The sequence below is a fragment of the Streptomyces sp. NRRL F-2580 genome (genome assembly GCF_000720115.1).
Classification (GTDB): Bacteria; Actinomycetota; Actinomycetes; order Streptomycetales; family Streptomycetaceae; genus Streptomyces.
Genome location: NZ_JOIR01000020.1, coordinates 69,701 through 95,148 on the forward strand (window position 1 = coordinate 69,701; position 25,448 = coordinate 95,148).

At 73.2% G+C, this 25,448-nt stretch carries 13 protein-coding genes and 1 pseudogene; 4 read left to right on the forward strand and 10 right to left on the reverse strand.

The window, feature by feature from the left end:
* Positions 1 to 150 precede the first annotated feature (150 nt).
* Positions 151 to 3,538 (reverse strand): annotated as a pseudogene (locus IF88_RS40680) (S8 family serine peptidase).
* Positions 3,539 to 3,738: 200 nt separating this feature from the next.
* Between IF88_RS40680 and IF88_RS0123000 the strand changes: the two are divergent.
* The gene (locus IF88_RS0123000; protein WP_030715600.1) at positions 3,739 to 4,713 is read left to right on the forward strand and encodes a helix-turn-helix domain-containing protein; all 975 of its coding nucleotides are present in this window, start codon (positions 3,739 to 3,741) and stop codon (positions 4,711 to 4,713) included.
* A gap of 24 nt (positions 4,714 to 4,737) precedes the next feature.
* Positions 4,738 to 5,223, forward strand: a complete 486-nt coding sequence (locus IF88_RS0123005; RefSeq protein ID WP_030715603.1) for a DUF456 domain-containing protein — start codon at positions 4,738 to 4,740, stop codon at positions 5,221 to 5,223.
* Between the two features lie 152 nt (positions 5,224 to 5,375).
* Here the strand turns inward: IF88_RS0123005 and IF88_RS0123010 are convergent, their stop codons facing one another.
* The 8 genes from IF88_RS0123010 to IF88_RS0123045 form a co-directional block, all read right to left on the reverse strand.
* Positions 5,376 to 5,714, reverse strand: coding sequence for a nuclear transport factor 2 family protein (locus IF88_RS0123010; protein ID WP_051837385.1), 339 nt, complete (start codon positions 5,712 to 5,714; stop codon positions 5,376 to 5,378).
* Between the two features lie 17 nt (positions 5,715 to 5,731).
* Positions 5,732 to 6,937 (reverse strand): hypothetical protein, encoded by a 1,206-nt coding sequence (locus IF88_RS0123015; protein ID WP_158754518.1) that lies wholly within the window; start codon positions 6,935 to 6,937, stop codon positions 5,732 to 5,734.
* A 17-nt stretch (positions 6,938 to 6,954) separates the two neighbouring features.
* Positions 6,955 to 14,322, reverse strand: a complete 7,368-nt coding sequence (locus tag IF88_RS40685; RefSeq protein ID WP_037806707.1) for a non-ribosomal peptide synthetase — start codon at positions 14,320 to 14,322, stop codon at positions 6,955 to 6,957.
* A gap of 11 nt (positions 14,323 to 14,333) precedes the next feature.
* Positions 14,334 to 17,498, reverse strand: coding sequence for a non-ribosomal peptide synthetase (locus IF88_RS0123025; protein WP_051837387.1), 3,165 nt, complete (start codon positions 17,496 to 17,498; stop codon positions 14,334 to 14,336).
* 1,099 nt (positions 17,499 to 18,597) lie between these two features.
* Positions 18,598 to 19,734, reverse strand: coding sequence for a ribosome small subunit-dependent GTPase A (gene rsgA, locus IF88_RS0123030; RefSeq protein ID WP_030715614.1), 1,137 nt, complete (start codon positions 19,732 to 19,734; stop codon positions 18,598 to 18,600).
* A gap of 287 nt (positions 19,735 to 20,021) precedes the next feature.
* On the reverse strand, positions 20,022 to 20,921 hold the full coding sequence (locus tag IF88_RS0123035; RefSeq protein WP_030715616.1) for a hypothetical protein: 900 nt from the start codon (positions 20,919 to 20,921) through the stop codon (positions 20,022 to 20,024).
* The gene (locus IF88_RS0123040) at positions 20,918 to 21,574 is read right to left on the reverse strand and encodes a response regulator transcription factor (RefSeq protein WP_030715618.1); all 657 of its coding nucleotides are present in this window, start codon (positions 21,572 to 21,574) and stop codon (positions 20,918 to 20,920) included. Before IF88_RS0123040 ends, IF88_RS0123035 begins: the two co-directional genes overlap by 4 nt.
* Positions 21,562 to 22,836 (reverse strand): sensor histidine kinase, encoded by a 1,275-nt coding sequence (locus IF88_RS0123045; RefSeq protein ID WP_199808118.1) that lies wholly within the window; start codon positions 22,834 to 22,836, stop codon positions 21,562 to 21,564. Before IF88_RS0123045 ends, IF88_RS0123040 begins: the two co-directional genes overlap by 13 nt.
* 177 nt (positions 22,837 to 23,013) lie before the next feature.
* Here IF88_RS0123045 and IF88_RS0123050 point away from each other — a divergent pair, with 177 nt between their 5' ends.
* The gene (locus IF88_RS0123050; RefSeq protein ID WP_051837388.1) at positions 23,014 to 23,409 is read left to right on the forward strand and encodes a hypothetical protein; all 396 of its coding nucleotides are present in this window, start codon (positions 23,014 to 23,016) and stop codon (positions 23,407 to 23,409) included.
* Between the two features lie 268 nt (positions 23,410 to 23,677).
* A complete protein-coding gene (locus IF88_RS0123055; protein ID WP_030715626.1) occupies positions 23,678 to 24,109 on the forward strand; it encodes a VOC family protein in 432 nt (143 codons plus the stop codon).
* 203 nt (positions 24,110 to 24,312) lie between these two features.
* On the opposite strand, the gene IF88_RS0123060 is transcribed toward IF88_RS0123055, so the two are convergent.
* Positions 24,313 to 25,437 carry a YihY/virulence factor BrkB family protein gene (locus tag IF88_RS0123060; RefSeq protein WP_030715627.1) on the reverse strand — a complete coding sequence of 375 codons (1,125 nt, stop codon included), beginning with the start codon at positions 25,435 to 25,437 and terminating at the stop codon, positions 24,313 to 24,315.
* Positions 25,438 to 25,448 lie beyond the last annotated feature (11 nt).

Consider the following 25,448-nt stretch of genomic DNA (forward strand, 5'->3'; position numbering starts at 1 on the left):
GTCCTCGTAGAGCTTCTGCCACCAGTCGTCCGCGCCCTGCTGACTCATGCCCTCATTCTCGGCCTCCGGCACGGGCGGAAAACGCCGAACGCACGAAAAGGGTCCGCCGGACCGCCGCCCGGTGGACCCTTTCCGCTCTGCCCGTACGGCCTAGCGCACGTCGTACGCCCGCGCGACCGTCTGGGTGACCGTCGCCCCCTTCGCGTCGGTCAGTTCGACCATCAGGGACACCGGCTTGCCGGAGGATCCGGCGTGGTCCACGACCGCGGTCCACCGGCCGCCCCGCTCGCTCACCTTCGCCTGCGTCCAGTTCTCGCCGTCGTAGGAGTACGACAGCTTCGCCGACGTCAGCGCGCCGGGCACGTAGCCCGCGTGCCCGGTGACGCCCAGCCCGATGCTCTGGCCGTTCGCCGCCGCGACCGTCTTCAGCCCGTCCAGCGGGGCCGCGTACCGCGGGAAGAGGACCGGCAGGCCCTGCGAGTACGCCGACGCGTCCAGCTTCGAGGTGAAGCCCCAGGTCGTGCGGACCGCGGTGGACCGCTGCCAGACCCGGGACGGCGGGCCGATCTTCTCGATGCTCTGGGTCAGTTCGTAGCGGCTCTCCTCGGCCGGGATCTCGAAGACCCCGAACGGGTACCAACTGTCGCCGATGACCTCGCCGTCGCGCTTGAGCTGGAGCCCGCCGATGTCACCGAAGGAGCCCGGCTGCGCGGCGTGGCCGCTATCGCCCCACATGGCGGGGGCGAAGCCGATCAGGTTGCCCTGCCGCTCGGCGGCGAGGGTCTCCTTGCCGGCGGGGTCGCGCGGCGCGACCGGCCCGGTGATCCCGTCGTACCACGTCGCCTTGGCCTTCTGGCCCTTGGCGTAGGTGCGCTGCTCGCCGACCATGAACTCGCCCCAGGGGAAGCTGCTGGAGAGCAGCTGGTCCCAGGCGGTGTCCCCGGCCGAGTAGTACTCGGTCCGCGTGCCGGGCGCCGCGACGGTCTCCATCCCGCCGAAGTAGACCGCGCTGCCGATCGGCCGGTAGGCGCCGGCCAGGTCGATGAAGTCGGCGGCCACGCCCATGGAGTGGTACGTGGACTCGACCTGGCCGAGGTCGCGGTCGCGCACGCGGTGCGTACGGCCGCCCTTGACCTCGCCCGTCTCGGGGAAGGCGAGGGAGTAGGCGTACGGGCTCTTCGCCGTGGCCTTCCACGACAGCGTGACCTTGCCCGCCTTCAGCCCGGCCAGCAGTGCCCGGCCCTCGGCGGCCTCGATGGCCATGGTGGGCAGGGCGCCGCCCGCGTAGCCGGTGAAGGCGACCCAGCGGCCCGGGGCCTCGCGGTGGGCCAGCACCGCCTTGGCACCGGCGGCCTTGGCGTTCTGCGCGACCTCGTACAGGGCGCCGTCCACCGCCTTCACCAGGACGACCGCGTCCTTGGCGCCGGCGGCGGCGAGCTCCTCGGGGGTGCCGGAGCCGGCGTCGACCAGCGGGGCGCTGCCGGTTCCGTCGAGGTTGTCGCTGCCGGTGGAGGCGGTGATCGGGTGCAGGACCGGTCCGCCGACGGCCCTCAAGTCGGAGATCAGCGGCGCGGCCGCCCGCCAGTAGCTGCCGAACTCGAAGTCGCCGTCCTTGGCGCGGCCTTCGACGGAGGCGTAGAAGCCGCGGATGGTCCGGCCGCCCGTCGCGGTGCCCGCGTGCAGCCAGGCGTCGCCCCAGCTGCGGGCGAAGCCCAGGGTGGTGTTGCGGGCCTCGACCGGCTTGTCGGCCTCGATGGCCAGGCGCCCGGCCTTGCGGGCGTCGAGCACGATCGTGGTGTCCTTCTTCAGCTCGACCTGGGGCCGGCCGAGGTAGGTGAGGGAGTCGATCAGCTCGGCGCCCTCCCCCGCGTCGGGGGTGCCGACGAAGGCGGAGAGGAAGTAGGCGCCCGGGCGCACCCGGTAGACCTGGTCCACGGAGCCGTCGTTGAAGCGGCGCTCACCGCTGGCGTCGTCGGTGCCGATGACGTCCAGGGAGGAGGGGCCGGCGGCCGGCTTGCCCGCGCGGTCGACGAGCTTGACGCGCAGGGTCACCGTCTCGGGCTCCACGTAGAGCGAGAAGGGGGTGGAGACGCGCACGCCGTTCGCGGTGGCGACGACGCGGCCGGTGACGTCCCCGTACTGGGAGCGCTCCAGCTTCGCGGCCGGGTCCAGGGCGAGCGGCACCGTGACGGTGGCTCCGGCCGCGACGGTGACGGTGCGCTTGTCGAGGCGGGCGACCTGGCCGCGGACGGCGGAGCCGTCGTTGCCGGTGACCTTCTCGACGGCGAGGTCCAGGGTGACGGGGTTCTTGCCGAGGTTGCTGTACGGGACCTCGACGGTGGTGCGGTCGCTGCGGTCCTGCGGCCAGTTGTACGCGCCGCCCTGGACGGCGGGGGCGCTGGTGACGGTCGTGTCGATCGCGGCCTTCACGTCGAGACGGCCGCCGCCGGTCTCCCGTACGTCGCCGGGGACCCTGGTGTTCGCGGATCCCACGAGAGCGGCCTTGATCTGCTGCCCGGTCCAGTCGGGGTGGCGCTGCTTGACGACGGCGGCGGCTCCCGCGACGTGCGGGGTGGCCATCGAGGTGCCGGACATGGACTGGTAGGCGTACACCCCGCGGCCGCCCGCGGCGGCGGCCGAGATCCCGACGCCGGGGGCGGCGATCTCGGGCTTGAGGGTGTGCTGGAGACCGGCCGGGCCGCGGCTGGAGAACGTGGCCGTGGTGTCGTCGCGGTCCACGGCTCCGACGGTCAGCACGCTCGGCGCGCAACCGGGCGAGGAGACGGTGTTGTTGCCGGGGCCGGAGTTGCCGGCGGCGATCACGAACAGCGGTCCCTGCCGGGAGAGCCGTTCGGCGGCCGCGGCGAGCGGGTCGTCGCAGGCGGTCCGGGAGGGGTCGCCGAGGCTCATGGAGACCACGTCGGCCTTGGACTCGACGGCCCACTCCATGCCCGCGATGATCCACGAGTCGAGGCCGTAGCCCGCGTCGTCGAGGACCTTCCCGCTGAGCAGTTCGGCGCCGGGGGCCACGCCCTTCTTGGCGCCGCCGCTCTCGGCTCCGGAGCCGCCGACGGTGGAGATGGTGTGGGTGCCGTGACCCTGGCGGTCGGCGTCGGTGTCGGAGTCGGTGAAGTTCCTGCGCGTCGTCGTAGCCCTGCCGGACGAGGCCGGTGACGTTGAAGAGCTCGTGGTCGACCCGGCCCGCGGCGAGCGCCTTGACCGCGCCCTCGGGGTACACGTACAGGTCCTTGCCGGACTGCTTCGTCTGCACGAGCGGCTGTGAGCCGTCCTCGCGCGGCATGGCGGTGGCGGCCGTGCGGCCGGCCGCGTCGGTGGAGACCAGGATCCGGTCACCCGTGACGAGGGTGACGGTGACGGGGGCCGTGGGCTGCTTTCCGGCCGCCTCGCTCCCGACGAGTGGTCTCTTTCCCGCTCCGGGCGCTCCGTCGGTCGGCTGCGCCGTCGACGGGCCGACGGCGGTGACGGCGAGGACGGCCGCGGTGGCCGCCCCGAGTGCCGTACGCGATATCGGGCGCATCGCTCTCCCCAGGTGAATTCCGGCCAACTACTGCATTGCACGGCAAAGCTGCCGCGTAAATGGCGTCTGGCCGGCGGATGTTGGTGCTGCGGTGGCGTCACCCTGGCAGAGAGCCGAGGGGTGCGGCGATGATGTCCGCGGCGGGTTTACGCCGTGGCTGCTTCCCGCCAGGAACAGCGTCGAGAGGGTGGGTGGACGGGTTGCTGAGTGCGATAGGCCTGGACGAGGGCCAGGAGTCGGCGTACCGCGCGCTGGTGGCGCTGGGGGCTGCGGAGATCCCGGACCTGGCGCACCGGCTGGCGCTGCCGGTGCCGCAGGCCGAGCGGGCGCTGCGGCACCTGGAGCGGCACGGGCTGGCGGCGCAGTCTTCGGCCCGGCCGGGGCGCTGGGTGGCGGCTCCGCCGGGGGTGGCGCTGGGGGCGCTGCTGACTCAGCAGCGGCACGAGCTGGAACAGGCGGAGCTGGCGGCGGCGCTGCTGGCGCAGGAGTACCGGGTGGAGGCGGCCGAGCCGTCGGTGCACGACCTGGTCGAGGTGGTGACGGGGGCGAGCGCGGTGGCGCACCGCTTCCACCAGCTCCAGGTGGGCGCGGTCGAGGAAGTGTGCGCCCTGGTCAGCAGCCGGCCCCAGGTGGTCACGGGGATGGACAACGAGGCGGAGGAGCAGGCCGCCGCACGGGGCGTCGAGTACCGGGTGGTGATCGAGCGGGACGTACTGACCCTGCCGACCGGCATCCGGGAGGCGTCGACGGCGCTCGCGCGGGGCGAGGGGGTCCGGGTGACGGCGCAGGTCCCGACCAGGCTGGTGATCGCGGACAGGTCGCTCGCGCTCGTGCCGCTGACGGGGCCCGGGGCGGAGCCGGCGGCGCTGGTGGTGCACGCCTCGGGGCTCTTGGAGTCCCTGACGGGCCTGTTCGAGGCGGTGTGGCGGGAGGCGCTGCCGCTGCGGCTGGGGGCCGACGGGGCGGAGGTGTCCGAGGGCATCCCCGACACCACGGACCTGGAGATCCTGACGCTGCTGCTGGCGGGCATGACGGACGCGAGCGTGGCGAAGCACCTGGAGCTGGGCCTGCGGACGGTGCAGCGGCGGGTCAAGGGCCTGATGGAGCTGTCCGGGGTGACGACACGGCTGCAGCTGGGCTGGCACGCGTACGAGCGGGGCTGGGTGGCCCGATAGGCGCTGGTCGGTCAGGCTGAGCAGATGGATCTGCCTCAGCTGCTCCTGGTGGGGCTGGTGCTGCTGCTCGGGGTGCTGGGGGTGCTGGTCCCGGGCGTGCCGGGCACCTGGCTGGTGTGGGCGGGGCTGCTGTGGTGGGCGCTGCACGTGCGGTCGGCGCCGGCGTGGTCCCTGCTCGTCTCGGCGACGGCCCTGCTGCTCGTGGTCCAGGTGGTGAAGTGGCAGCTGCCGCCGCGGCGGGTGCGGGGGCTGGGGGTCACTCCCCGGATGGCGGTGTTCGCGGGAGTCGGCGCGGTACTGGGCTTCGTCCTGATCCCCGTACTGGGGGCGGTCCCGGGCTTCGTGGGCGGCATCTACCTCTGCGAGCGGCTGCGCCTGGGCACGCACGGGGAGGCGTGGGCATCGGTGCGGGCGGTGATGCGGGCGGTGGGGACGAGCGTGCTGGTGGAGCTGTTCGCGTGCCTGCTGGTGGTGGGGGCGTGGGTGGGCGCGGTGGTGGCGGGGGCGTAGCCGTGGCGGGGGCGGAGGACGTACGGACGTGAAGGGCGCCGAGGGCGCGGAACGCGCGAAGGCGTCGGGGAGAGCTTCGATCCCGCTCTCCCCGACGCCCCGGGGCGGCCGCCTCGCCGTCAGGTCGCCGGCGGCCGCCGCCGGACCTGTCGTCAGACCACGAACCACACCTTCTCGATGCGGTCCGGTCCGACCTCGTACATCGCGACGGCCGATCGGGACTCGCCGCCCATGAAGCCGGTGACGCGTTCCTGGTCGATCACGATCCGGCCGTGCGTGACGCGGGAGACGAGCTCCGCGTGCAGGTCGGGGCTCGACTCGAAGAGGGCGGCGTAGCGCTCCTCGAACGCCGGGCCCGAGCGGTCGGCCATCACCTCACCCGACGGGAAGGCGTGCACCGGCACGTCCTTCACGTAGAAGCCGAGAAAACCCTCCAGGTCACGCGCGTTGTACGCGGCGAGCTGGCCGTCGACGATCTCCTCCGGAGACATCCGGCGAGTTCCTTTCCTCATCCCGCCGGCACCAGGGTGCGGCGGGAGCGTGTACGGATGACGAGCAGCGCGCCCGCCAGTGCGATGCCGCCGGCCACGTGCAGCATGTCGACCAGCAGCAGACCGGAGGGGACCTCCAGCAGCAGGCCGACGAACTGCTCACCGAGGCCGAACACCACACCCAGATAGAAGATCATGCTCGCCCGGACCTGTCCGAGCCGGTCCACCGGGGCCGGCTCCAGGATCCGGGCGTTGGTGAAGTGGATCCAATAGGCGTTGACGAAGGTCAGCACCACGTACAGGGCCATGTGCACGGCGAAGGCGGACCGGCCCGACACCGCACTGACCACGCCGCAGCCGGTCAGGACGGCGGCGAAGGCCAGCGCCCAGCGCTGCGCGAGGGCGGGCCGGCGCAGCAGCGGAGCGGTCACCCAGAACGCGAGGCCGTAGAAGAACCACGCACCGGAGAAGGCGATCCCCGTCGGCACGAGGTCCTGGGCCTCGGCGAGCACGCTCGCGTAGACCATCATTCCGGAGAGGCTGACCAGGAAGCCGATCTGGAGCAGGTTCCACGGCCAGAGCTGGGGCAGCCAGTAGCTCTTGACGGCGTCCGTCCCGCGGGCGAGGACGTTGCCCCAGCCGAGGTCGAACCCGCCCGTGTCCGTGGCCTCGCGCCGCTCCAGCCGTCGGGCCAGCAGCGACAGCACCAGCACGGAGGCGGCGAGGTCGAAGACGAGCGCCACCACGAGGGTCCGGGAGGTCCAGGCCGGTACGGCCGCGCAGATCACGGCGGCGAACACCATGGCGCCCTGCGGTGAGGTCACCATCTGCAGCACCGCGCCCTGCGAGCTGGAACCAGAGGCGTCGGCGAGCAGCCGGTAGGCCAGCACCGAGCTCGCGCCCACCAGGGCGAACCGGACCGCCGTCCACACCAGGACGAAGTCGGGGCCGGCCGTGCCCAGCCAGGTCGTGAGCAGGAACACGACCGCCAGGACCAGCTGGAGGCCTTGGAGCAGGGCGAACTTACGGTGGATCAGCCCGCGGTCGGCCCATACGCCGACCAGCAGGGCGCCCACCACGCCCAGCACCTGGCGCTCCATGCCCAGCAGCCCCACGAGCGAGTCGGAGTGGGTCTGGGCCGCGAAGCTGGGCACCAGGAGCAGCCACAGCACCGTCGAGCCGAGTGAGCTCAGCAGGATCGTCGAGAACGTCGCACGCATCATCGTGTCCTTCACCGGTTTCACCGGCCCAGGACGGCGACGCCGCCGTCGAGCAGCAAGCGCAGCGGAACGCTGACGCCGAAGGTGTCGCGTACAGCCGTGGCCAGCCGCAGTGCGGTCAGCGAGTCCAGCTCGCCGGCGGCGTCCGGCTCCCCGCAGATCCTGGTGACGAGCGCGTCCAGCGCCGCGGGGTCGATGCGTTCGACGCCCTCGACCCGGTCCGGCAGTGCCGCGTTGCCGCGGTCGTAGCCGTCGGGGGCCTCGTGCGCCGGGCGGGGCAGCCGCGCGAGCGGGGCGGTGGTGCGGCTCCGGGCCGCCTCGTCGCCGAGCAGTTCCGCCAGGACCGCCTCGTAGACCTCGGCGACGTCCCGTACCGCCGCCCGGCCGAGCACGGAGGCCGCGGCGTTGAAGTTGACCCGCATCCGGCGCGTGAACAGGTCGGCGTTGAAGGTCACCAGCAGGGCGAAGTCCGAGTGCTCGAACCACTTCAGGTCGCCGATGACCGCTCCGCCGTCCGCGCCGAGCTGGTCGGCGTAGGCGCTGAAGTTGACGAAGTTGAACGCCGTCTCCACCAGGCGGCGGCCGCCCATGGCCTGCTGGATGGAGGCGTACGCGTAGCGCCGGTGCGGCAGGTGCTCGTGGCCGATGCGGTTGACGTCGGCCAGGAGCTCCGGCCAGGAGCCTGCGGTCCGGGCGCGCAGGGGCACGATGTTCAGGAACAGCCCCACCATGCGCTCGGCGTCCATGTGCTCGGGCCGGCCGTGGCCGAAGACGCCGGTGGTGACGTCGTCGGTGCCGGTGATGAGCGACAGGGCCCGGAAGTGGGCGGCCAGGCAGACGTCCTTGACGGACACCTGGTGGCGGGCGGCGAGCTCGGACAGCTGCGCGTAGCGCGACTCGTCGAGCAGCAGCTCGGCCTCCGCCCAGCGGGCGCCGGGTTCGGGCAGGCGCGGCAGCTTGGTGTAGGCGGCGCCCTCCAGGAGGCCGGTCCAGTAGGCGCGGGCGGCGCCGTCGTGCTGGGCGGCGAGCTCCAGGGCCACGTAGTCGCGGTAGGCGAGCGGCGCGGGCGCCGGCGCGGTGCGCGGTTGTCCGGCGAGCACCCGGCGGTAGTCCTCCAGCAGCCGGGCCATCAGTCCGGAGAAGCTCCAGCCGTCGATGACGGCGTGGTGGAAGCTGACCGACAGGTGGAAGGAGTCCGCGGACGCCCGGTGCACGAAGAAGCGCATCTGCGTGGGCGCGCTCCACACGAAGCCGGTGCTCTTCTCCGCTTCGAACCAGGCGTCGACGGCGGCGTCGCGGGCGGACGTGCCCAGGTGCGCGAGGTCGTGGACGGTGAGGTTGACCTGTCCCCGGGCGTGCACGAGCTGCAGGGGCACGCTGTATCCGGTGAGCGCGAAGGAGGTCTTGAGGATCTCGTGCTCGTCGACCATGGCGGCCAGCAGGTCCTGGAGCACCGCCTGGTCGAAGGGGAGGTCGATGCGGTAGCGGATCAGGTCGTGGAAGACGGCCTGGGCGGGGTCGGTCTCCGTGTGGTAGATCATGCCCAGCTGGAGCCGGGTGGCCGGGTAGGCGTCCGTCACCCCGGCCGGGACCGTGTCCCGGTCCTCCTCCGGGAGGAGGTCGAAGGGACGGCTGGGGGCCGTGTCGGTGCTGGGCGCGGCGGCCCGGCCGATGAGGCCCTGGTCGCTGAGGGCGCGGATGGTCTGGACCCGGAACAGGTCGTTCAGCGCCACCTCGAAGCCGGCCCTGCGCAGGGCGCCGACCAGCCGGATGCCCTGCAGGGAGTCACCGCCGAGCCCGTGGTACGTGTCGTCGACGCCGACCCTGGGTACGCCCAGGACCTCCTGCCAGACGGCGGCCAGCCGGGCTTCCGCGTCGTCCCGCGGCGCGGCGTACGCGTGGGCGGCCGCGGCCAGGTGTTCCTCCGGATCGGGCAGGGCCCGCCGGTCGGTCTTGCCGTTGATGGTCAGGGGCCACTGGTCCACCTCGATCAGGAAGCTGGGCACCATGTACCCGGGCAGCCGGTCGGCGAGGTGGGCGCGCAGCTCCGCGGGGTCGACGGCGGCGCCGGACGCGGGCACGTAGTACCCGGCCAGGGCCTTGCCCCCGGTGCGCCGGGTGAAGGCCAGCACCAGGGAGGAGCCGACCCCCGGGTGGGAGGTCAGCGCGGCCTCGATGTCGCCCGTCTCGATGCGGTAGCCCTGGATCTTGACCTGCGCGTCGCCGCGGCCGAGGTACTCGACCTCTCCGCCCGGCATCCGGCGGGCCAGGTCGCCGGAGCGGTAGGCCCGGACGGGGCCGTGGCCGAGGTCCAGTTCGGCGAACCGCTTGGCGTTCTCCTCGGGCCGGCCGAGGTAGCCGAGGGCCACTCCGGCGCCGGTCACGACGAGTTCGCCGGTGGTGCCCACGGGGACCGGGCGGCCGGCGGCGTCCAGCAGGTACATCCCGAGGTCCGGGATGGGCTCGCCGATCATGCTGCCCGGGGCGGTGGTGTCGGCCGCGGTCACCGGGCGGTAGGTGACGTGCACGGTGGTCTCGGTGATGCCGTACATGTTGACCAGCTGCGGCCGGGAGTCGCCGAAGTGGTCGAACCAGTCGGTGAGCGAGGCGAAGTCCAGGGCCTCGCCGCCGAAGACGACGTGGCGCAGGCGGATGTCCTCCCGCCCGGCCCGCGCCATGATCGCATGCTTGACCTGGGCGAACGCGGAAGGCGTCTGGTTGAGGACGGTCACGCCCTCGGTGACGAGCAGGTCGGCGAAGTCCTCCACCGAGCGGCTCACCCAGTACGGGACCACGACGAGGCGGCCGCCGTACAGCAGCGCGCCCCACAGCTCCCACACCGAGAAGTCGAAGGCGAAGGAGTGGAACAGCGACCAGGTGTCGTCCTCGCCGAACCCGTACCAGTGCTCGGTCGCGCCGAACAGGCGCAGCACGTTGCCGTGGGTGACCAGCACGCCCTTGGGGCGACCGGTGGAGCCGGAGGTGTAGATGACGTAGGCCGGGGACTCCGCGGTCAGGGTGTGTCCGGGGCCCTGGTCGGTGCCCTCGCCGACGAGTGCGGCGACGGCCTCGGCGGTGCCGGCGATCGTGGTGCGTTGCGGGAAGAGGCCGCACACCTCGGGGGTGGCGACGATCAGCCGGACGTCGGCGTCCTCGACGGTCGTACGGATGCGGTCCTCGGGGTACCCGGGGTCGATGGGCACGTAGACGGCGCCGGCCTTGAGGGTGGCCAGGATCGAGAGGACCATTTCCAGGTCGCGGTCGAGGGCGAGGGCGACGAGGTCGCCGGGGCGGACGCCGCGCTCGGCGAAGTGGTGGGCGAGGGCGTTGGCCCGGCGGTCCAGTTCCCGGTACGTCAGGGTGCGGCCGTCGCAGGTGACGGCGGTGGCGTCGGGGTGCTTGCCGGCCATCGCCTCGAACCGGTCCACCAGGGTGCGGTGGCCTTCGAGTTCGGGCGTCGCCGGGCGGGCGGGCGCGGGCAGCAGCTCGGCCCGCTCGGCCTCGGACAGCGGAACGGTGTCCGTCCAGGCGGTGTCGCCGCCGGCCGCGAGGGCCTGGAAGCAACCCAGGTAGTAGCCGAGGTAGCGGTCGATCTGCTCGGCGGCGAACTGCCCGGGGTCGTAGCCGATGCGGTACTCCCAGCCGCCTTCGTAGGCGTTGGCCCCGACGTAGACCACGAGCGGGGCATTGGTCTGCTCGAAGTAGTCCACCGAGACGACGGCCGGCTCCCGGTCCCGTGCGTCCGGCGCGTGCGCCGCGTCCCGCTGGTGCACGTGGAAGTTGGTGAAGTTGAAGAGCACGTCGAAGGCCGGGCCGCCGTGCAGCTTCTGGATGGCGGGCAGCGGGTACCAGCGGTACGGCTGGACGCGCTGTTCCAGCTCGAAGCAGCGCTCGGCCAGCCACCGCCAGCTCTGCTCGGGGTCCAGCCGCAGCCGGAAGGGCAGGGTGTTGAGGAACATGCCCAGGGCGTGCTCGGCGTCCTCCACCTCGGGGCGGCCGTTCGCGACGAGGCCGGTGGTGACGTCGTACTGGTTGGCGATCAGGGACTGCACGCGCAGGTGGGCTGCGAGGAACACGCTCTTGAGCGGCACCGACCACTGGGTGGCGCGCTCGCGCAGCGCGGCGAGGAGAGCGTCGTCGAGCGGGCAGGCGCTGACGACGACTTCGGCGGCCGGCTGCTGTCCGCGGGCGCCCTCGCCCAGCCTCGGGACCTCCGTGAGCTGGCTGCCGGCCAGTTCCGTGGTCCAGAACTCCCGCTGTGCCGGGTCGCGTTCGGCGGCGTCCTCCAGTTCGGCGTAGCGGCTCTGCAGGGCGGGTACGGGGGCCGCGGCGGTGGTGCGTCCGGCCAGCCGGTCGCCGTAGCCGCGTACCCACTCCTCCACCAGGGAGGCGACGCTCCAGCCGTCGAGGATGGCGTGGTGGAAGCTCAGCCCGAGGACGACGCGGTCGGTGCCGGTCAGGAAGAACCGTGCGCGGTACGCGGGTCCAGGGCCGGCCGGGTCGACGGGGCGGCCCTTCTCGGCCTCGGCCCAGGCGGCGACGGCGGCGAGCGGATCGGCCTCGGTGCGCAGGTCCACGACCTCGGCGGGCGGGTTCGGGGTGTCCTCGACCACCATGTGCGGCCGGTCGAGGGACTCCAGGTCGAAGTGGGCCCGGAGCACGGGGTGCCGCTGCGCCAAGTCGCTCCAGGCGGCGCGGAGTTCGGCCTCGTCGATGCGCGGCACGTCCACGTGGTAGCGGAAGATGTCGTGGTAGACGGGGACGTCCGGTTCGAGGCTGCTGTGGTAGATCATGCCCTGCTGGAGGGCGGAGGCCGGCCACGCGCGGACCTCTTCGGCATCGGCGGGTGCGGCGGTCGCGTCCGCGGCGGCGGGCTCGGCCGGGCGGACCACGGTGGCCAGGTCGGACAGCACCTGGTGGGCGAAGACCTCGCCGACCGACACCTCGTACCCGGCCTGGCGCAGTGCGGCCACCACCCGGATGGCGAGGATGGAGTCACCGCCCAGGGCGAAGAAGCTGTCGCCGGCGCCGACCCGGCTCACCCCGAGGGCGTCGCTCCAGATCGCGGCGAGCAGCCGTTCGACCTCGGTGGCCGGCTCGGTGAACTCCCGGGCGGGGTCGTCCTGCTGCCGGGGCCTGGGCAGGGCGGAGACGTCGCGCTTGCCGTTGTGGTTGGTCGGGATGGCGGGGACGGTGACGAAGAACTGCGGCACCATGTAGGAGGGCAGTTCGGCGGCGAGCGCGGCCCGCAGGGCGGCTTCGTCGAAGTCCGGGCCCGCGACGAGGTAGGCGCACAGGGCCTTCTCGCCGCGGTCGCCCTCGATGGCCGTCACGGCGCACTCGGTGACGCCGGGCGCGCCGCTCACCAGGTGTTCGATCTCGCCGAGTTCGATCCGGTAGCCGCGGATCTTCACCTGGGTGTCGAGCCGGCCGAGGTACTCCAGGATGCCGCCGGGCAGCCAGCGCGCCAGGTCACCGGTGCGGTAGATGCGGCCGAAGCCTTCGGGGCCGGTCACGAACCGGTCCGCCGTGAGTTCGGGGGCGTGCAGGTAGCCGCGGGCCAGGCCGACGCCGGAGATGCACAGTTCGCCGGGGACGCCCAGGGGTGCGATGCGCCCGTCCCGGGTGCGGACGATCAGCCGGATGTTGTCGATGGGGCGGCCGATGGGCACCGAGCGGGTGGAGTCGAGGCTGTCGCAGTTGAACCAGCTGACGTCGACGGCCGCCTCGGTGGGCCCGTAGAGGTTGGCCAGCAGGGTCTGCGGGAGGGCGGTGTGGAACAGCTCCACATGGACGGCGGCGAGCGCCTCGCCGCTGGCGAACACCCGGCGCAGCGTGCCGAGGCTGCCGGAGGTGCCCGACGCCTGGGTGTAGGTGAGGAAGGCGTGCAGCATGCTGGGGACGAAGTGCATCGTGGTGGCCCGGCTCTCGGCGATCCGCTCCGCGATGCGCGCCGGGTCCCGCTCCGCGCCGTTGGGCAGGGTGGCGACGGCCGCGCCCGCCAGGGACCACCAGAAGATCTCCCACACTGACACGTCGAAGGTGAACGGCGTCTTGTGCAGGATGATGTCGTCCGGCCCGAGGGGGTAGCCGCGCTGCATCCACCACAGCCGGTTGACGATGGCGCGGTGTTCGACGACGACGCCCTTGGGCTTGCCTGTCGAACCCGAGGTGTAGATCACGTAGCAGGCGTCGCCGGGGCCGGTGACGGGGTCGAGGTCGGTGTCGTCCGCGGCCAGGTTCGCCGGGTCCGTGACGTCGAGGACGGGCCGGTCGCCGAGGACGCCCGCGGTGTCGGTGGTGGCCAGCACCAGGCCGGTCCCGCTGTGGTCCAGCAGGTACTGGATGCGGTTGTCCGGCAGGGTGGGGTCGATCGGCAGGTAGGCGCCGCCCGCCTTGAGCACGGCGTAGATGGCGGTGAGCATGGCCGCGGAGCGGGGCACGCAGACCCCGACGATGCTGCCGGCGCCGACTCCGCGCTCGCGCAGCGTCCGGGCCAGCCGGTTGGCGTCGGCGTTGAGCCGGGCGTACGTGGTGCCCGGGCCGTCGGCGACGGCGATGCGCTCGCCGTGCTCGCGGGCGCCCTCCTCCAGGAAGGAGTGCAGCAGCCGGTCCTCGGGGAAGGGCGCGTCGGTGTCGTTGAATCCGGCGATGAGGGCGAGGTCGGCGGCGGAGGGCGCGCGCAGTTCGTCGGTGGTCGTCGCGGGGGCCGTGGTGAGGGTGTGCAGCAGGGTGCGGTACGTGTCCAGCAGCCGGCCGGCGGTCTCGTCGGTGAAGAGGGTGGGGTCGTAGCGCAGGCCGACGCGGGCCCCGTCCGTACCGGTGGTGAGCGTGAACAGCAGGGGGGTGCCGGCCCGTTCGGCGTCCTCGGGGCCGAGGTCCCCGTCCACGGCGACCATGAAGTCCGTGGGAAGGCTGTCTCCGCGCTCCAGGATGTGCGCGACGGGCACGTCGAGGTTCCCGGCGGCCTCCAGGTAGGCCGCGCGGACGGCACGGAGCACGTCCTTGGCCTCGGCGCCGGCCGGGAGGCGGACGTCCAGCGGGAGGGCGCGGTTGCGTACGGCGCCCGGGGCCGCGGCCGGGCCGGGCGGCGCGGGCACGAAGACGACCACGTCGTCCCGGTCGGTGGTACGGGCCACCAGGAGGGACAGGGCCGTGGCGGCGACGGTGCACAGCAGGACGGCGTCGCCGGAGGTGATGCGGTCCACGGCGCTGACGGTGGCGGCGTCGAGGGTGACAGCGGCCGTCCGGGGCTCGCCCGCGCCGGGGCGCAGGTGGTCACGGATGACCTGGACCGGCTCCGTCCAGTTCTGTCTGCGGGTCTCCCAGTACTCCTGCTGCGCGGGGTGGGCGAGGAGTGCTTGCTGGGCCTGAAGTGCGCTGGTCATTCGAGGTCCTTCTAGAAGGTGAAGTCGGCGTGGGCGGAGGTATCCGTCGTGGGTGGCTCCACCCGGCCGGACAGCGGGGCGTGCGGCGAGCGGTCGAGATCGTCGATGAGCCCGGCCACACTGTCGAGCAGGTACTGCGCGGATGACGCGGCGAACAGGGCGGTGCTGTACTCGAGTTCGAGCACGATGCCCTCGGGCCGCTGGAACGCCTGGAGGTTCAGGTCGAACCGGCACGTGCCGGTGTGCAGCAGGTGCACGTCGGCCCGTACGCCCTCCCGGGCGACGGTGTGGAAGTCGATGTTCTGCAGGGCGAAGAAGGCGTCGACCAGCGGCAGCCGGGAAGTGTCCCGTTCCGGCCGGAGCCCGGCGACGACCTGGTCGAAGGGGAACGACTGGTGCTCCAGGGCCTCCTGATGGCGGTCGTGCGCGACGGTCAGCAGGTCGGCGAGGGTGGCCGTTTCGGGCACGGTCAGCCGCAGGACCGCGGTGTTGACGAACATGCCGACGACCGTCTCGACCTCGGGCCGGACCCGGCCGCTCATGGGGCTGCCGCACACCACGTCGCGCTGCCCGGACAGCCGCATCAGCGCGGCGGTGTAGGCGGTCAGCAGCACCGCGTACGGGGTGGTGGAGGAGCCGGCGGCGATCCGGGCGACCGCCTCGGCCCGCTCCGGGGTCAGGGACAGCCGCTCCACGGCACCGGCCTCCGCGCGCACGGGCGGGCGGGGGTGGTCGGTGGGCAGTTCCAGCCGGGGCGGGTCGGCGAGCACGCCGAGCCAGTAGCGCTCGTCCGCCGCCTGCGAGCCGTCGGCCAGCCCGTCGGCGAACCACCGGGAGGCCTCCGCGTAGCCCCACTTGGGCTCGGCCAGCGGTCCGCCCGAGAGCAGCTCCGTGAGCTCCTCGGCGAGGATGCGCAGGGAGACCCCGTCGAAGACGATGTGGTGGACGTCGAGGTAGAGCCGGTGCCGGGTGTCGTCGAGCCGCACCAGCAGGGCCCGCAGCAGGGGCGCCGTGCCCAGGTCGAAGGGGCGTACGAAGTCGGCCAGGACCCGGGCGTCGTCCGGATGGGCGGCGAGGTCGGACTCCGTGAGGTGGACCGGCCCGGCCGGCCGGACCTCCTGGCGGACCCCGTCCGGGGTGGTGCGGAACCGGGTGCGCAGGGCGTCGTGCCGGCGTACCAGCTCGGTGAGCGCGGACCGGACCTCCGCGGGGGTGAGCCGGCCGTCCAGGTCCACCCGCAGCGGGACGTTGTAGGCGACCGAGGCCGGGGCGACCTGGGCGTGGGTGTGCATGCCGTGCTGCTGCGGGTGCAGCACGGTGGGCGTTCCCTCGGGTATGTGGGCGGGCGGCCAGGCCGGCCCGGGCGCGGCGGCGGGTGCGGCGGCGTACCGGCCGACGGCCTCCGTCATCGCCGCGAGCGTGCGGTGTTCGAACACCTCGCGGAAGGGGAGCCGGATGCCGTCCCGGGCGGCGAGCCGGCCGATGAGCGCACCGACGGAGAGGGAGTTGCCGCCGAGGGCGAAGAAGTCGTCCTGCGGGGTGAGGACCCGTCCGTTCAGGCGCAGCACGGTGTCCCACAGCACGGCGAGGGGGCGCATGCCCGAGGGCAGGGCCGCGAGGGCCGCGCCGTCGGGGGCGGTGGCGGGGCCGGCCGGCGTGGGCGACGGGAGCGCGGCCTTGTCCACCTTTCCGTTGGCGTTGAGCGGCAGCCGGTCCATGACCACGAGGTGGTCGGGCCGCAGGTACTCGGGCAGGCGGGCGGCGAGTTCCTCGCCCACGCCGGCCGCGGTGGCTCCGTCCGCGAGGACGACATGTCCCAGGAGGTGCTTGCCGCCCTCGTCGCAGGCCACGGTCACGCAGGCGTCCCGGACGCCGGGGCAGCCCAGCAGGGCCGCCTCGACCTCCTTGACCTCGACGCGGTGGCCGCGGATCTTGACCTGGTCGTCGACGCGGCCGTGGAAGTGCAGCAGTCCCTGCGCGTCGGTGCTGACGCGGTCGCCGGTGCGGTAGTACCGCTCGCCGCCGATGGTGACGAACCGCTGTGCCGTGAGTTCCGGGCTGCCCAGGTAGCCGCGGGCCAGCCCGGACCCGCCGGTGTAGAGCTCGCCCTGCGCACCCGGCGGCACGGGGGCGCCGGCCGCGTCGAGGACGAGCACGGTGGTGCCGGCGACGGGACGGCCGATCGGGAAGGCACCGGGCTCGTCGGTCCCGATCTCATGGGTGGTGGTGAAGGTGGTGTTCTCGGTGGGGCCGTAGCCGTTGATGATCCGCAGGCCCGGATGCACGGCCTGCAGGGCGCGCACGTGCCGTACCGAGAGCACGTCGCCGCCGACGAGGACGGCGCCCAGGCCGGCGAAGACCTCGGGATCGGTGTCCACCGTCTGGTTGAAGAGCGGCGCGGTCATCCACATCACGGAGACCGCGTGCTCGCGCAGGGTCTCCTTCAGGGCGGAGGCGACGAGCAGCGTCTCGGTGTCCGCCACGCACAGCGTCGCCCCGTTGAGGAGGCAGCCCCAGATCTCGAAGGTCGCGGCGTCGAACTCCAGGGCCCCGGTCAGCAGCAGCCGGTCCTGCGGGGTGAAACGGTAGAAGTCGCTGTCCCTGACCAGGCGGACGATGCCGGACTGTTCCACCAGCACGCCCTTGGGGCGGCCGGTGGATCCGGACGTGAACATCACGTACGCCAGCGGGGATCGGTCCTGCGGCCTCGGCGCGGCGGCGGCCGGCGCGGTACGGCCGGCCAGGCGGCCCTCGGCGACCAGCTCCTCCGGCGTGACGGTCCGCATCCCCTCCGGGACCGCCGGGGCCAGCGTGTCCTCCAGGCCGGGCGCGCACACCAGCAGGTCGGCCCCGCAGTCCTCCAGCATCATGCGCAGGCGCTCGCCGGGGAACCCGGGGTTGACGGGCAGGTAGGCGCCCCCCGCGAGGACGATGGCCAGCGTGCACACCACGGCCTCCGCCGACCGCGGGAAGGCCATGGCGACCAGGGTCTCGCGGACCACACCGCGGGCGGCGAGTCCGCCCGCCAACAGGCCCGCGCGCTCGTGCAGTTCGGCGTAGGTCAGCCGGGTGTCGCCGTCGATCACGGCAAGGGCGTCGGGGCTGCGGCGGACCTGCTCGGTGAACAGGTCTTCGAGCAGCCGGTGGCGGAGGTGCGGCAGGACCGCCGTATCCATGAGAGTGGACCTTTCCGGTGGAAGCCGCGGGCCGGCACGGCCTCGACTCGGGCGGCAGTGGCCTGAATCAGGGCGTGGCTCAGCGGCGGGCGTTGCGTACGTACATCTCCGTCGCGGCCGGTGCGCGAGGAGGCGCCGGGCCGGGCGGGCAGCGGACATGCCGATCCGAGGGCACGGGGGATCCCGTACCTGTCGAGCGATCGGAAGACTTAGCCAGGGAAGCAGACGGTTCGGCCTGCGATCACACCTGGAACTCCGGCGAGACACAACAGAAATGAATGCCGGGTGAATACGTCATGCCATCTTGTCGGAAGGCGTGCGGCGCCATTTTCGGTTCCCCCTGCGTCACATAAGTCGTGATCAACTTAACAGTCGCACAGCAGAAATCGACGGCTGCCGGCCAGAGTCGGCGTGATCCGTACGGTCCCGGCCGGACGGCATCCGAAGGCCCCTCGCCGACCCTCCGGACCCCTCCCCCGAGCCGCCCGCGCAAGGGCGGTCGCGCCCCTCTCCATGGCCCGCGCGGGGCGGACCACTGCTGCCGGATGCAGAGTTGACCCTTGTCGAAGTGCCTGCCGATTGGCCGGAGGCAGCGCCGCGACGCACACCTCGACCACGGGCGGAACCGCTTCCCACACCCCTTCCCACCTGCCCGGAAGGACGGCGAGGGTCCCGATTTGCCCAGCTGCTGCCGACGCCGGAGCCGGGCTCGCCGCGACGGCAGAGTGGCCGAAAAGCAACCCCTGTGCCGCTGCGTCGCGGCTACGGCCGCGGGCCGATGCGGGTGGGGTCGGCGGGTGCGCGGCTTGCGGGCATGAGGACATTCGAGGGTTTCAGCGAGTCTGGCGAGCTCGGCCCGCGCTTCAGCCCGGAAGTGATCCGCATCCACCCGACCGCGTCCACGCGTGGGGCCTCTGACCCCGAAATCCAGCCCCGCCGGCGTTTGAGGCGATCGTTCAGCCCGTCCGGCGTTTGCGGACCGGGGGCCGGGGCGGAGCCCCGCGTCCTTCAGCCCCGCCGACGTTTGAGGCGCGGGGTACGGGGCGGAGCCGCGGGGGCCCCGCGGAACCCCCGGTGGGGCTCCGCGGGGCGGGGCGGGTCAGGAGCGGGCGCCGCGCTTGGCCGCGTAGTTGGCGCGGCCCTCCGCCGACTTGAGGCGCCAGTCACGGCGGATCTCCGACCGCAGCCGCGCGTCCGTCTTGGCCACGATCCGCTGGTTCTCCCGCAGCAGCTTGCGGTAGCTGTCCAGGCGGCGCTCCGCCAGCTCCCCCGAGTCCAGGGCGGCCAGCACCGCGCACCCCGGCTCCGCCTCGTGGGCGCAGTCGTGGAAGCGGCAGTGCTCCGCGTACTCCTCGATCTCCGAGAAGACCTGGCCGACGCCGGTCTCGGCGTCCCAGAGCCCGACGCCGCGCAGCCCGGGCGTGTCGATCAGTACGCCGCCGCCCGGCAGGGCGAGCAGGTTGCGGGTCGTGGTGGTGTGGCGGCCCTTGCCGTCGACCTCTCGGGCCTCCTGGACCTCCATGACCTCCGCGCCGAGCAGCGCGTTGGCCAGCGTGGACTTGCCGGCGCCGGAGACTCCGAGCAGCACGCTGGTGCCGCCCGCGACGACGGCGGCGAGGACGTCCGTGCCCTCTCCGGTGAGGGAGGAGACGGTCAGTACCTGGACGCCCGGCGCGGTGGACTCGACGTCCTCGACCAGGTGGCCGAGCGTCACCGGGTCCGGGACGAGGTCCGCCTTGGTGAGGACGACCAGCGGCTGCGCCCCCGATTCCCAGGCGAGGGCCAGGAAGCGCTCGATGCGCCCCAGGTCCAGTTCGACGGCGAGGGATACGGCGATGATCGCGTGGTCGACGTTGGCTGCGAGGATCTGCCCCTCGGACCGCTGCGAGGAGGTGGACCGGACGAAGGCGGTCCGGCGCGGCAGGTACGCCTTCACGTAACGCGGGGTGCCGACGGCCTCGACGGCGGCCCAGTCACCGGTGCAGATGACCCGCATCGGGTCGTGCGGGGTGACGAAGGCGGTGTCGGCGCGGACGATGCCGTCCGCGGTCATGACGTCGCACTGACCGCGGTCGACGCGTACGACCCGGCCGGCCACGAGACCCTGTTCGGCGTAGGGGGCGAACTCGGCCGCCCACGCGTCGTCCCAGCCGAAGGGGGCGAGGGCGTGCGAGAGCGGGGCCCACGGAGAAGAGGAGGAAGCGGAGGAGGAAGCGGGGAAAGACGAGAAAGACAAGGGGAACCCTTCACAGGGTGGCCCCGGCCGCGTGCGCTCGCTCGATGGCGGCGCGCGAAGAGGTGTGAGGTCAGCCGGAGACCACAGAAGTGACATTGATGGTCTTCTGAGTGCGGGCAGCGCCCTGCGCAGCGACAGTCATCAATGAACTCACCTCCGGGTCATGCACGTTACTGACGTCCTCCACCGGCTCGGCGGGAACGGACCCACCGTAACAAGGTCCCGTAGGACAGGGCCACTTCTTTTTCGCGGACTTTTTCCGTGGACTTTTTCCGTGCCGCGCACGTTCACGGCCCGGCCGGGTACATGGCCACGGCGCGGCCGACGCCCGCCTCGACGTCCAGGCGCCGGGAGGAGCCGGCGTCGCGCATGTCGTCCGGGACCTGGCAGTGGCCCGCGCCGGCCTCGCAGCGGACCCGGAAGCGGCTGGCCGCGGGCACGGTGAGGGCGAGGTGGCCGGAGCCGACCCGGGCGCTCACCTGGTCCGGCGGGGTGACGAAGACCGCTTCCGCCCGGCCGGAGCCGACCCGGATCTCGGCCTGGGTCCCGGTGAGGCCGGTGGCCCGCAGACTGCCGGAGCCGACCTTCGCCCGCAGCGCTCCGCGCAGCCCCGCGAGGTCGACCCGGCCGGAGTCGACCTCGGCGTCGACGGCGCCGCCCAGGCCGCTGAGGAGGACGTGGCCGGACCCGGCCGTCACCTTCACCGGGATGCCCTCCGGGACGGTCACCCCGAGCTGGACGGAGCAGCCGGCATCGAGGGTGGGCAGGAACTCCTCGCCGGGGCAGTGCGGGGTCAGCCGGAGGGTGTCGCCGAGCCAGCTCTCCTCGATGGTGGGCGCCTTCAGCGACCAGCCGATCGTGGCGCGGTAGCCGACCTGCCCGTCCCCACGGGGGCTCACGGTGACGTCCGCGTCCCCGCCCACGATCTCCAGCGCGGCCACCGGGCGGCCGCCGCTGCCTCCGGACAGGGTGCCGCTGCGGGCGGTCGCGTAGGACCACACCTGCCAGGTGGCGGGGGCCACGACCAGGAGCGCGCTCAGCAGCGCGGCGACGGTCCAGGCGAGCCGCTGCCCCGGGCGGTCCGGGGCCGGCGCCGGCGTGGCGGCCGTCGTGCGGGCCGGCGTGGCGGCCGTCGCGCCGGCCGGGGCGGGGGACGGGGCTCGCGCCGGTCCGGCGGCCGGCGTCACGGCGTGCCGTCCAGGAAGCGCAGGACCGCCAGGACCCGGCGGTGGTCGCCGTCGGCCGGCGGCAGGTCGAGCTTGGCGAAGATGTTGTTGATGTGTTTGGCCACCGCGCTCTCGCTCACGACGAGTTCGGCCGCGATCCCGGCGTTGGAGCGGCCCTCGGCCATCAGCGCCAGTACCTCCCGCTCGCGCGGGGTGAGCCGCTCCAGGGGGTCCGGTCCGCCGCCGCGCCGCAGCAGGAGCTGGGCGACGACCTGTGGGTCGAGTGCGGTGCCGCCGGACGCGACCCGCCGCAGCGCGTCGACGAACTCCTCGACGTCGGCGACCCGTTGCTTGAGGAGGTAGCCGATGCCGGCGCCGCTCGGGGTCGCGAGCAGATCGGCGGCGTACCGTTCCTCCACGTACTGCGAGAGCAGCAGCACCGCCGTGCCGGGGCTCTGCCGGCGGATCATCAGGGCGGCGCGGACCCCCTCGTCGGTGAAGCCGGGCGGCATCCGTACGTCCACGAGCGCCAGCTCGGGCCGGTGTTCCTCGACGGCGGCGAGCAGTCCCTCGGCGTCCCCGGTTTCGGCGGCCACCTCGAAGCCGGCCATTTCGAGGACCTTGACGAGTCCTATCCGCAGCAGGACGGAGTCCTCGGCGATCACAGCCCGCACGGCAGCTCCACGGTGATGACGGTCGGGCCCCCGAGGGGGCTGTTGATCATGATGGTTCCGTCGACCGACCCTACGCGTTTGCGCAGGCCGACCAGACCGGTTCCGCGGGCCGGGTCGGCCCCGCCGACCCCGTCGTCGGTGACGGTGACCCGCAGCAGGTCCCCGCGGCGGCCGGCCCCGCCGGGTGCGGCCGCGCGCACGACCCGTACCGAACAGCGGCGCGCCCGGGCGTGCTTGGCCACGTTGGCCAGGGTCTCGGAGACCACGAAGTAGGCGACGGCCTCCACGGTGGCCCCCGGCCGCGTCCCGATGTCCACGGTCAACTCCACGGGGAACGGGGCCCGGGCGGCGATCCCGGAGAGCGCCGCGTCGAGCCCGCGGTCCTCCAGTACGGCCGGATGCAGGCCCCGTACCAGGCTGTTGAGCTCCTCGATGGCCTCCTTCGCCTGGCGGTGCGCCTCGTCGATGACGGCCTTGGCCTCAGGCGGCAGATGGGGCAGCGTGGCGCGCGCGATGCCGAGGTTCATGGCGAGGGCGACCAGCCGCTGCTGGGCTCCGTCGTGCAGGTCCCGCTCGATCCGGCGGCGTTCGAGATCGGCGGCGTCCAGCACCCCGGCCCGGCTCTCCGCGAGGTCCTCGACGCGCCGCTCCAGCTCGCGGGCCCGGTTGGGGCCGAGGAGCGCGGCCGCGGCGAAGGCGTCGAGCCGGGCGAAGAGGGCGGCGAGCCAGGGCGCGGTGAGCAACAGCAGGACTCCGCCCACGGTGACGAGGTCGCAGTCGCCGGTCCAGCCGGGAGTACGGTTGTCCGCGGGCAGGAACCAGAACCAGCCGTAGACGGACGCCGCCGCGATGCCGAAGGCCCAGGCCAGCACCACCAGCGCGGCCGCGGCCGCGGCGAGCGGGCTGACGAGCAGGTGGTAGCCGTACTGCCGCCAGGTCGCCTCGGAGCGCACCCGTTCGGCCAGCCCGCGCGGGCTCGACCAGCGGTTCTCCCGTACGACGTCCGGCACGTCGAGGCCGAGCAGCACCCAGAAGCGGCTGCGCTGGAGCGCCGTGAGCAACGGGCAGAGCCCCAGCACCGCGAGCAGCGGGACCGGGCTGAGGCCGGGCGCCACGGCCGCGTAGGTGAGACCGAGGAGCGCGGGCAGGGCCGGCGGGATCGCGGCCGTGGTGAAGACCGTGTTGCGCCGGGCCCACGCCGACCACGGTGCGTGCGCCGCGGTCCAGGTGTACGTACGCCTCAGCGCGCCGCGAAGTGCCATGCGCCGTACGGTAATCGCACTGGTCAGGCGTTTGCCATCGCGCTGGCATCCGGCCGGGGGTGTACCTGGCACCACCACCGGTTCGGACAGTGGGGCCAGTGATCCCGGCGGCGCGGCGGACGAGGCTGGTGGTGTGCCCGGGGGACGGACCGCCGGGACGGAAGGAGAGCCGCACCCATGGCACTTGTCGCCCCGCAGGCCCGCACCTGGCGCACCCCCCGGCCGGCCACCGTGTTCACTTGTGCGGGTGTCGCGCTCCTCCCGTGGGTGCTGGTGCTGGCGAAGACGACGCCGCAGACGACCGAGGTCTCGAACTGGGCCACGGCGTGGATCGGTCTGGACCTGATGCTGGCCGCCGGGCTGACCGGGACCGCGATGCTGCTGCGCCGGGGCGACCCGCGGGTGTCCCCGGTCGCGGCGGCCACGGCCGCGCTGCTGGTGATGGACGCCTGGTTCGACGTCACGACCTCGGCCGGGACCGGCGGACAGGGCGTGGCGCTGCTGATGGCGGCGGGCGCGGAGCTGCCGTTGGCGCTGGCGTGCGCGATCGTGGCCGCCCGCGGCAGGGGCTGAGGCCGACGGGCCTCCGCGCCCAGGGCCCCAGCCCCCGGCCCCCGCGTGCGGCGGTGTCCGTTTCGTTCAAGACGCGCGCCACCCGGCCTGCCCAAGGGCTGTCCCGTAATCCCCGGTGGATCAGCGCACGGCGTCAGATGCGGTGCATCGCAAGGCGGAGGGGCGCCCCCCTTCTGGGCGTATTCGGGCGTTCCGACAATGCAGCGAGGTGCCGTAGCTGGCGTCGTGCGCCCGCCGGGGATTACGGGACAGCCCTTAGCCTGCCGTCATGACTCCACGACTCGACATGATCGGCCTGGTCGTCTCCGACATGGCCGCCTCGCTCGCCTTCTACCGCCGTCTCGGGCTGGACGTCCCGGCCGAGGCCGACGGCCTGCCGCACGTGGAGGCCGCGCTGCCCGGCGGGCTGCGGATCGGCTGGGACACCGAGGACACCGTCCGCTCCTTCGACCCGTCCTGGACCCGCCCCACCGGCGACGGCAGCCGGGACCTGGCCTTCCTGTGCGACTCCCCCGCCGAAGTGGACGCCCTCTACGCGGAGCTGACCGCGGCCGGGTACCCGGGCCACCTGAAGCCGTGGGACGCCTTCTGGGGGCAGCGCTACGCCGTCGTGCTCGACCCGGACGGCTGCGCCGTCTCCCTCTTCGCCCCGTTGGAGCCCTCCCCGTCGGAGCCCGCCCCGTCGGAGCCCGCCGCGTAGGCGGTCAGCGTGGTCCCGGCCAGCGCGCGCACCTCGCGTGCGAGGTGCGCCTGGTCGGCGGCAGGTCCATGCACCCGTCGGGCAGCACCATCCGGCCGTTGCTCCGCGCCCGCCACAGTACGGCCCGGGTACGGCCGCCGAGGGTGCTTCCTCGTACACCCCTCCGGCGCAGGGCGAGGATCCACGGCCCTCCCGGGTACCGGTCAGTGTTTGCGCAGCCGCGAGGAGTAGTCCTCCGGCGGCAGGAACTTCGACCACCGTTCCGGGAACTCCGACGGCATCCCGCCGTCCTCGTCGTCCTCCGACTCGCCCTCGGCCATGGCCCGCCAGGCCGCGGCCCGCGCGATCAGCTGCGCGGCCTCCAGTTCCCGGGCCCGCTCGTTGGCCTCGCGCGCCGCCGCCGTGGCCACGGACGGCCAGACCCGGTCGATGGCGGCGTTGACGGCCGCGCCGACCAGCACCGCGAAGGCCGAGATGCCGATCCACAGCAGCACCGCCACCGGCGCCGCCAGCGATCCGTAGATCGTCGGCCCCTCCACGGTGTTGGTGAGGTAGATGCGCAGCAGGAACGAGCCCAGGACCCACATGGCGAGCGCCACCAGCGCCCCCGGCACGTCCTCGATCCACGGCGAGCGCACCGGTACGGAGACGTGGTAGAGCGTCGTCAGGAAGACGATGGACAGCAGGGTGACGGTCGGCCAGTACAGCACCGCGATCACGCTGGTGCCCCAGGGGACCAGTTCGATCACGGCGTCCGGCCCCACCACCATCAGGGGCAGCACGATCGCGCCGATCACCAGCGCGATGACGTAGAGCACGAAGGCCAGCAGCCGGGTCTTGACGATGCCGCGCTGCCCGTCGAGCCCGTACATCACGGTGATGGTGTCGATGAAGACGTTCACCGCGCGGGAGCCCGACCACAGGGCGAAGGCGAAGCCGAGCGAGATCAGGTCGGGGCGTCCGCGTCCCGTCACGTCGTCGAGCATCGGTTTGGCGATGTCGTTGACGCCGCGGTCGGACAGCACCGTGCCGACCGCGCCCAGGATGTTCTCCTCGATGCTGGCCACCGTCGTCTTGCCGGTCCAGCCGTCCACGTAGCCGAGCAGGCCCAGCAGGCCGAGGAAGAGCGGGGGCAGCGAGAGCAGCGTGAAGAACGCCGCCTCGGCCGCCAGGCCGAGGATGCGGTACTCGATGCACGAGTTGACGGTGTCCTTCAGTAGCAGCCAGCCCATCTTCCGCTTCGAGACGTTGCGGTAGAGGGCGCGGGCCCGGTGGAGCCGCCCTGGGGGTCCCGGGATCCGCTCGGGTGTTTCTTTTGCTGGCTGCACGTCCTTACGGT

What these genes read in the sequence shown, in the direction of transcription:
- IF88_RS0123005 (WP_030715603.1), top strand. Translation starts at nt 4,738, where the DNA reads ATGGATCTGCCTCAGCTGCTCCTGGTGGGGCTGGTGCTGCTGCTCGGG.
- IF88_RS0123010 (WP_051837385.1), bottom strand. Translation starts at nt 5,714, where the DNA reads ATGTCTCCGGAGGAGATCGTCGACGGCCAGCTCGCCGCGTACAACGCG.
- IF88_RS0123015 (WP_158754518.1), bottom strand. Translation starts at nt 6,937, where the DNA reads ATGATGCGTGCGACGTTCTCGACGATCCTGCTGAGCTCACTCGGCTCG.
- IF88_RS40685 (WP_037806707.1), bottom strand. Translation starts at nt 14,322, where the DNA reads ATGACCAGCGCACTTCAGGCCCAGCAAGCACTCCTCGCCCACCCCGCG.
- IF88_RS0123025 (WP_051837387.1), bottom strand. Translation starts at nt 17,498, where the DNA reads ATGGATACGGCGGTCCTGCCGCACCTCCGCCACCGGCTGCTCGAAGAC.
- IF88_RS0123045 (WP_199808118.1), bottom strand. Translation starts at nt 22,836, where the DNA reads ATGGCACTTCGCGGCGCGCTGAGGCGTACGTACACCTGGACCGCGGCG.
- IF88_RS0123050 (WP_051837388.1), top strand. Translation starts at nt 23,014, where the DNA reads ATGGCACTTGTCGCCCCGCAGGCCCGCACCTGGCGCACCCCCCGGCCG.
- IF88_RS0123055 (WP_030715626.1), top strand. Translation starts at nt 23,678, where the DNA reads ATGACTCCACGACTCGACATGATCGGCCTGGTCGTCTCCGACATGGCC.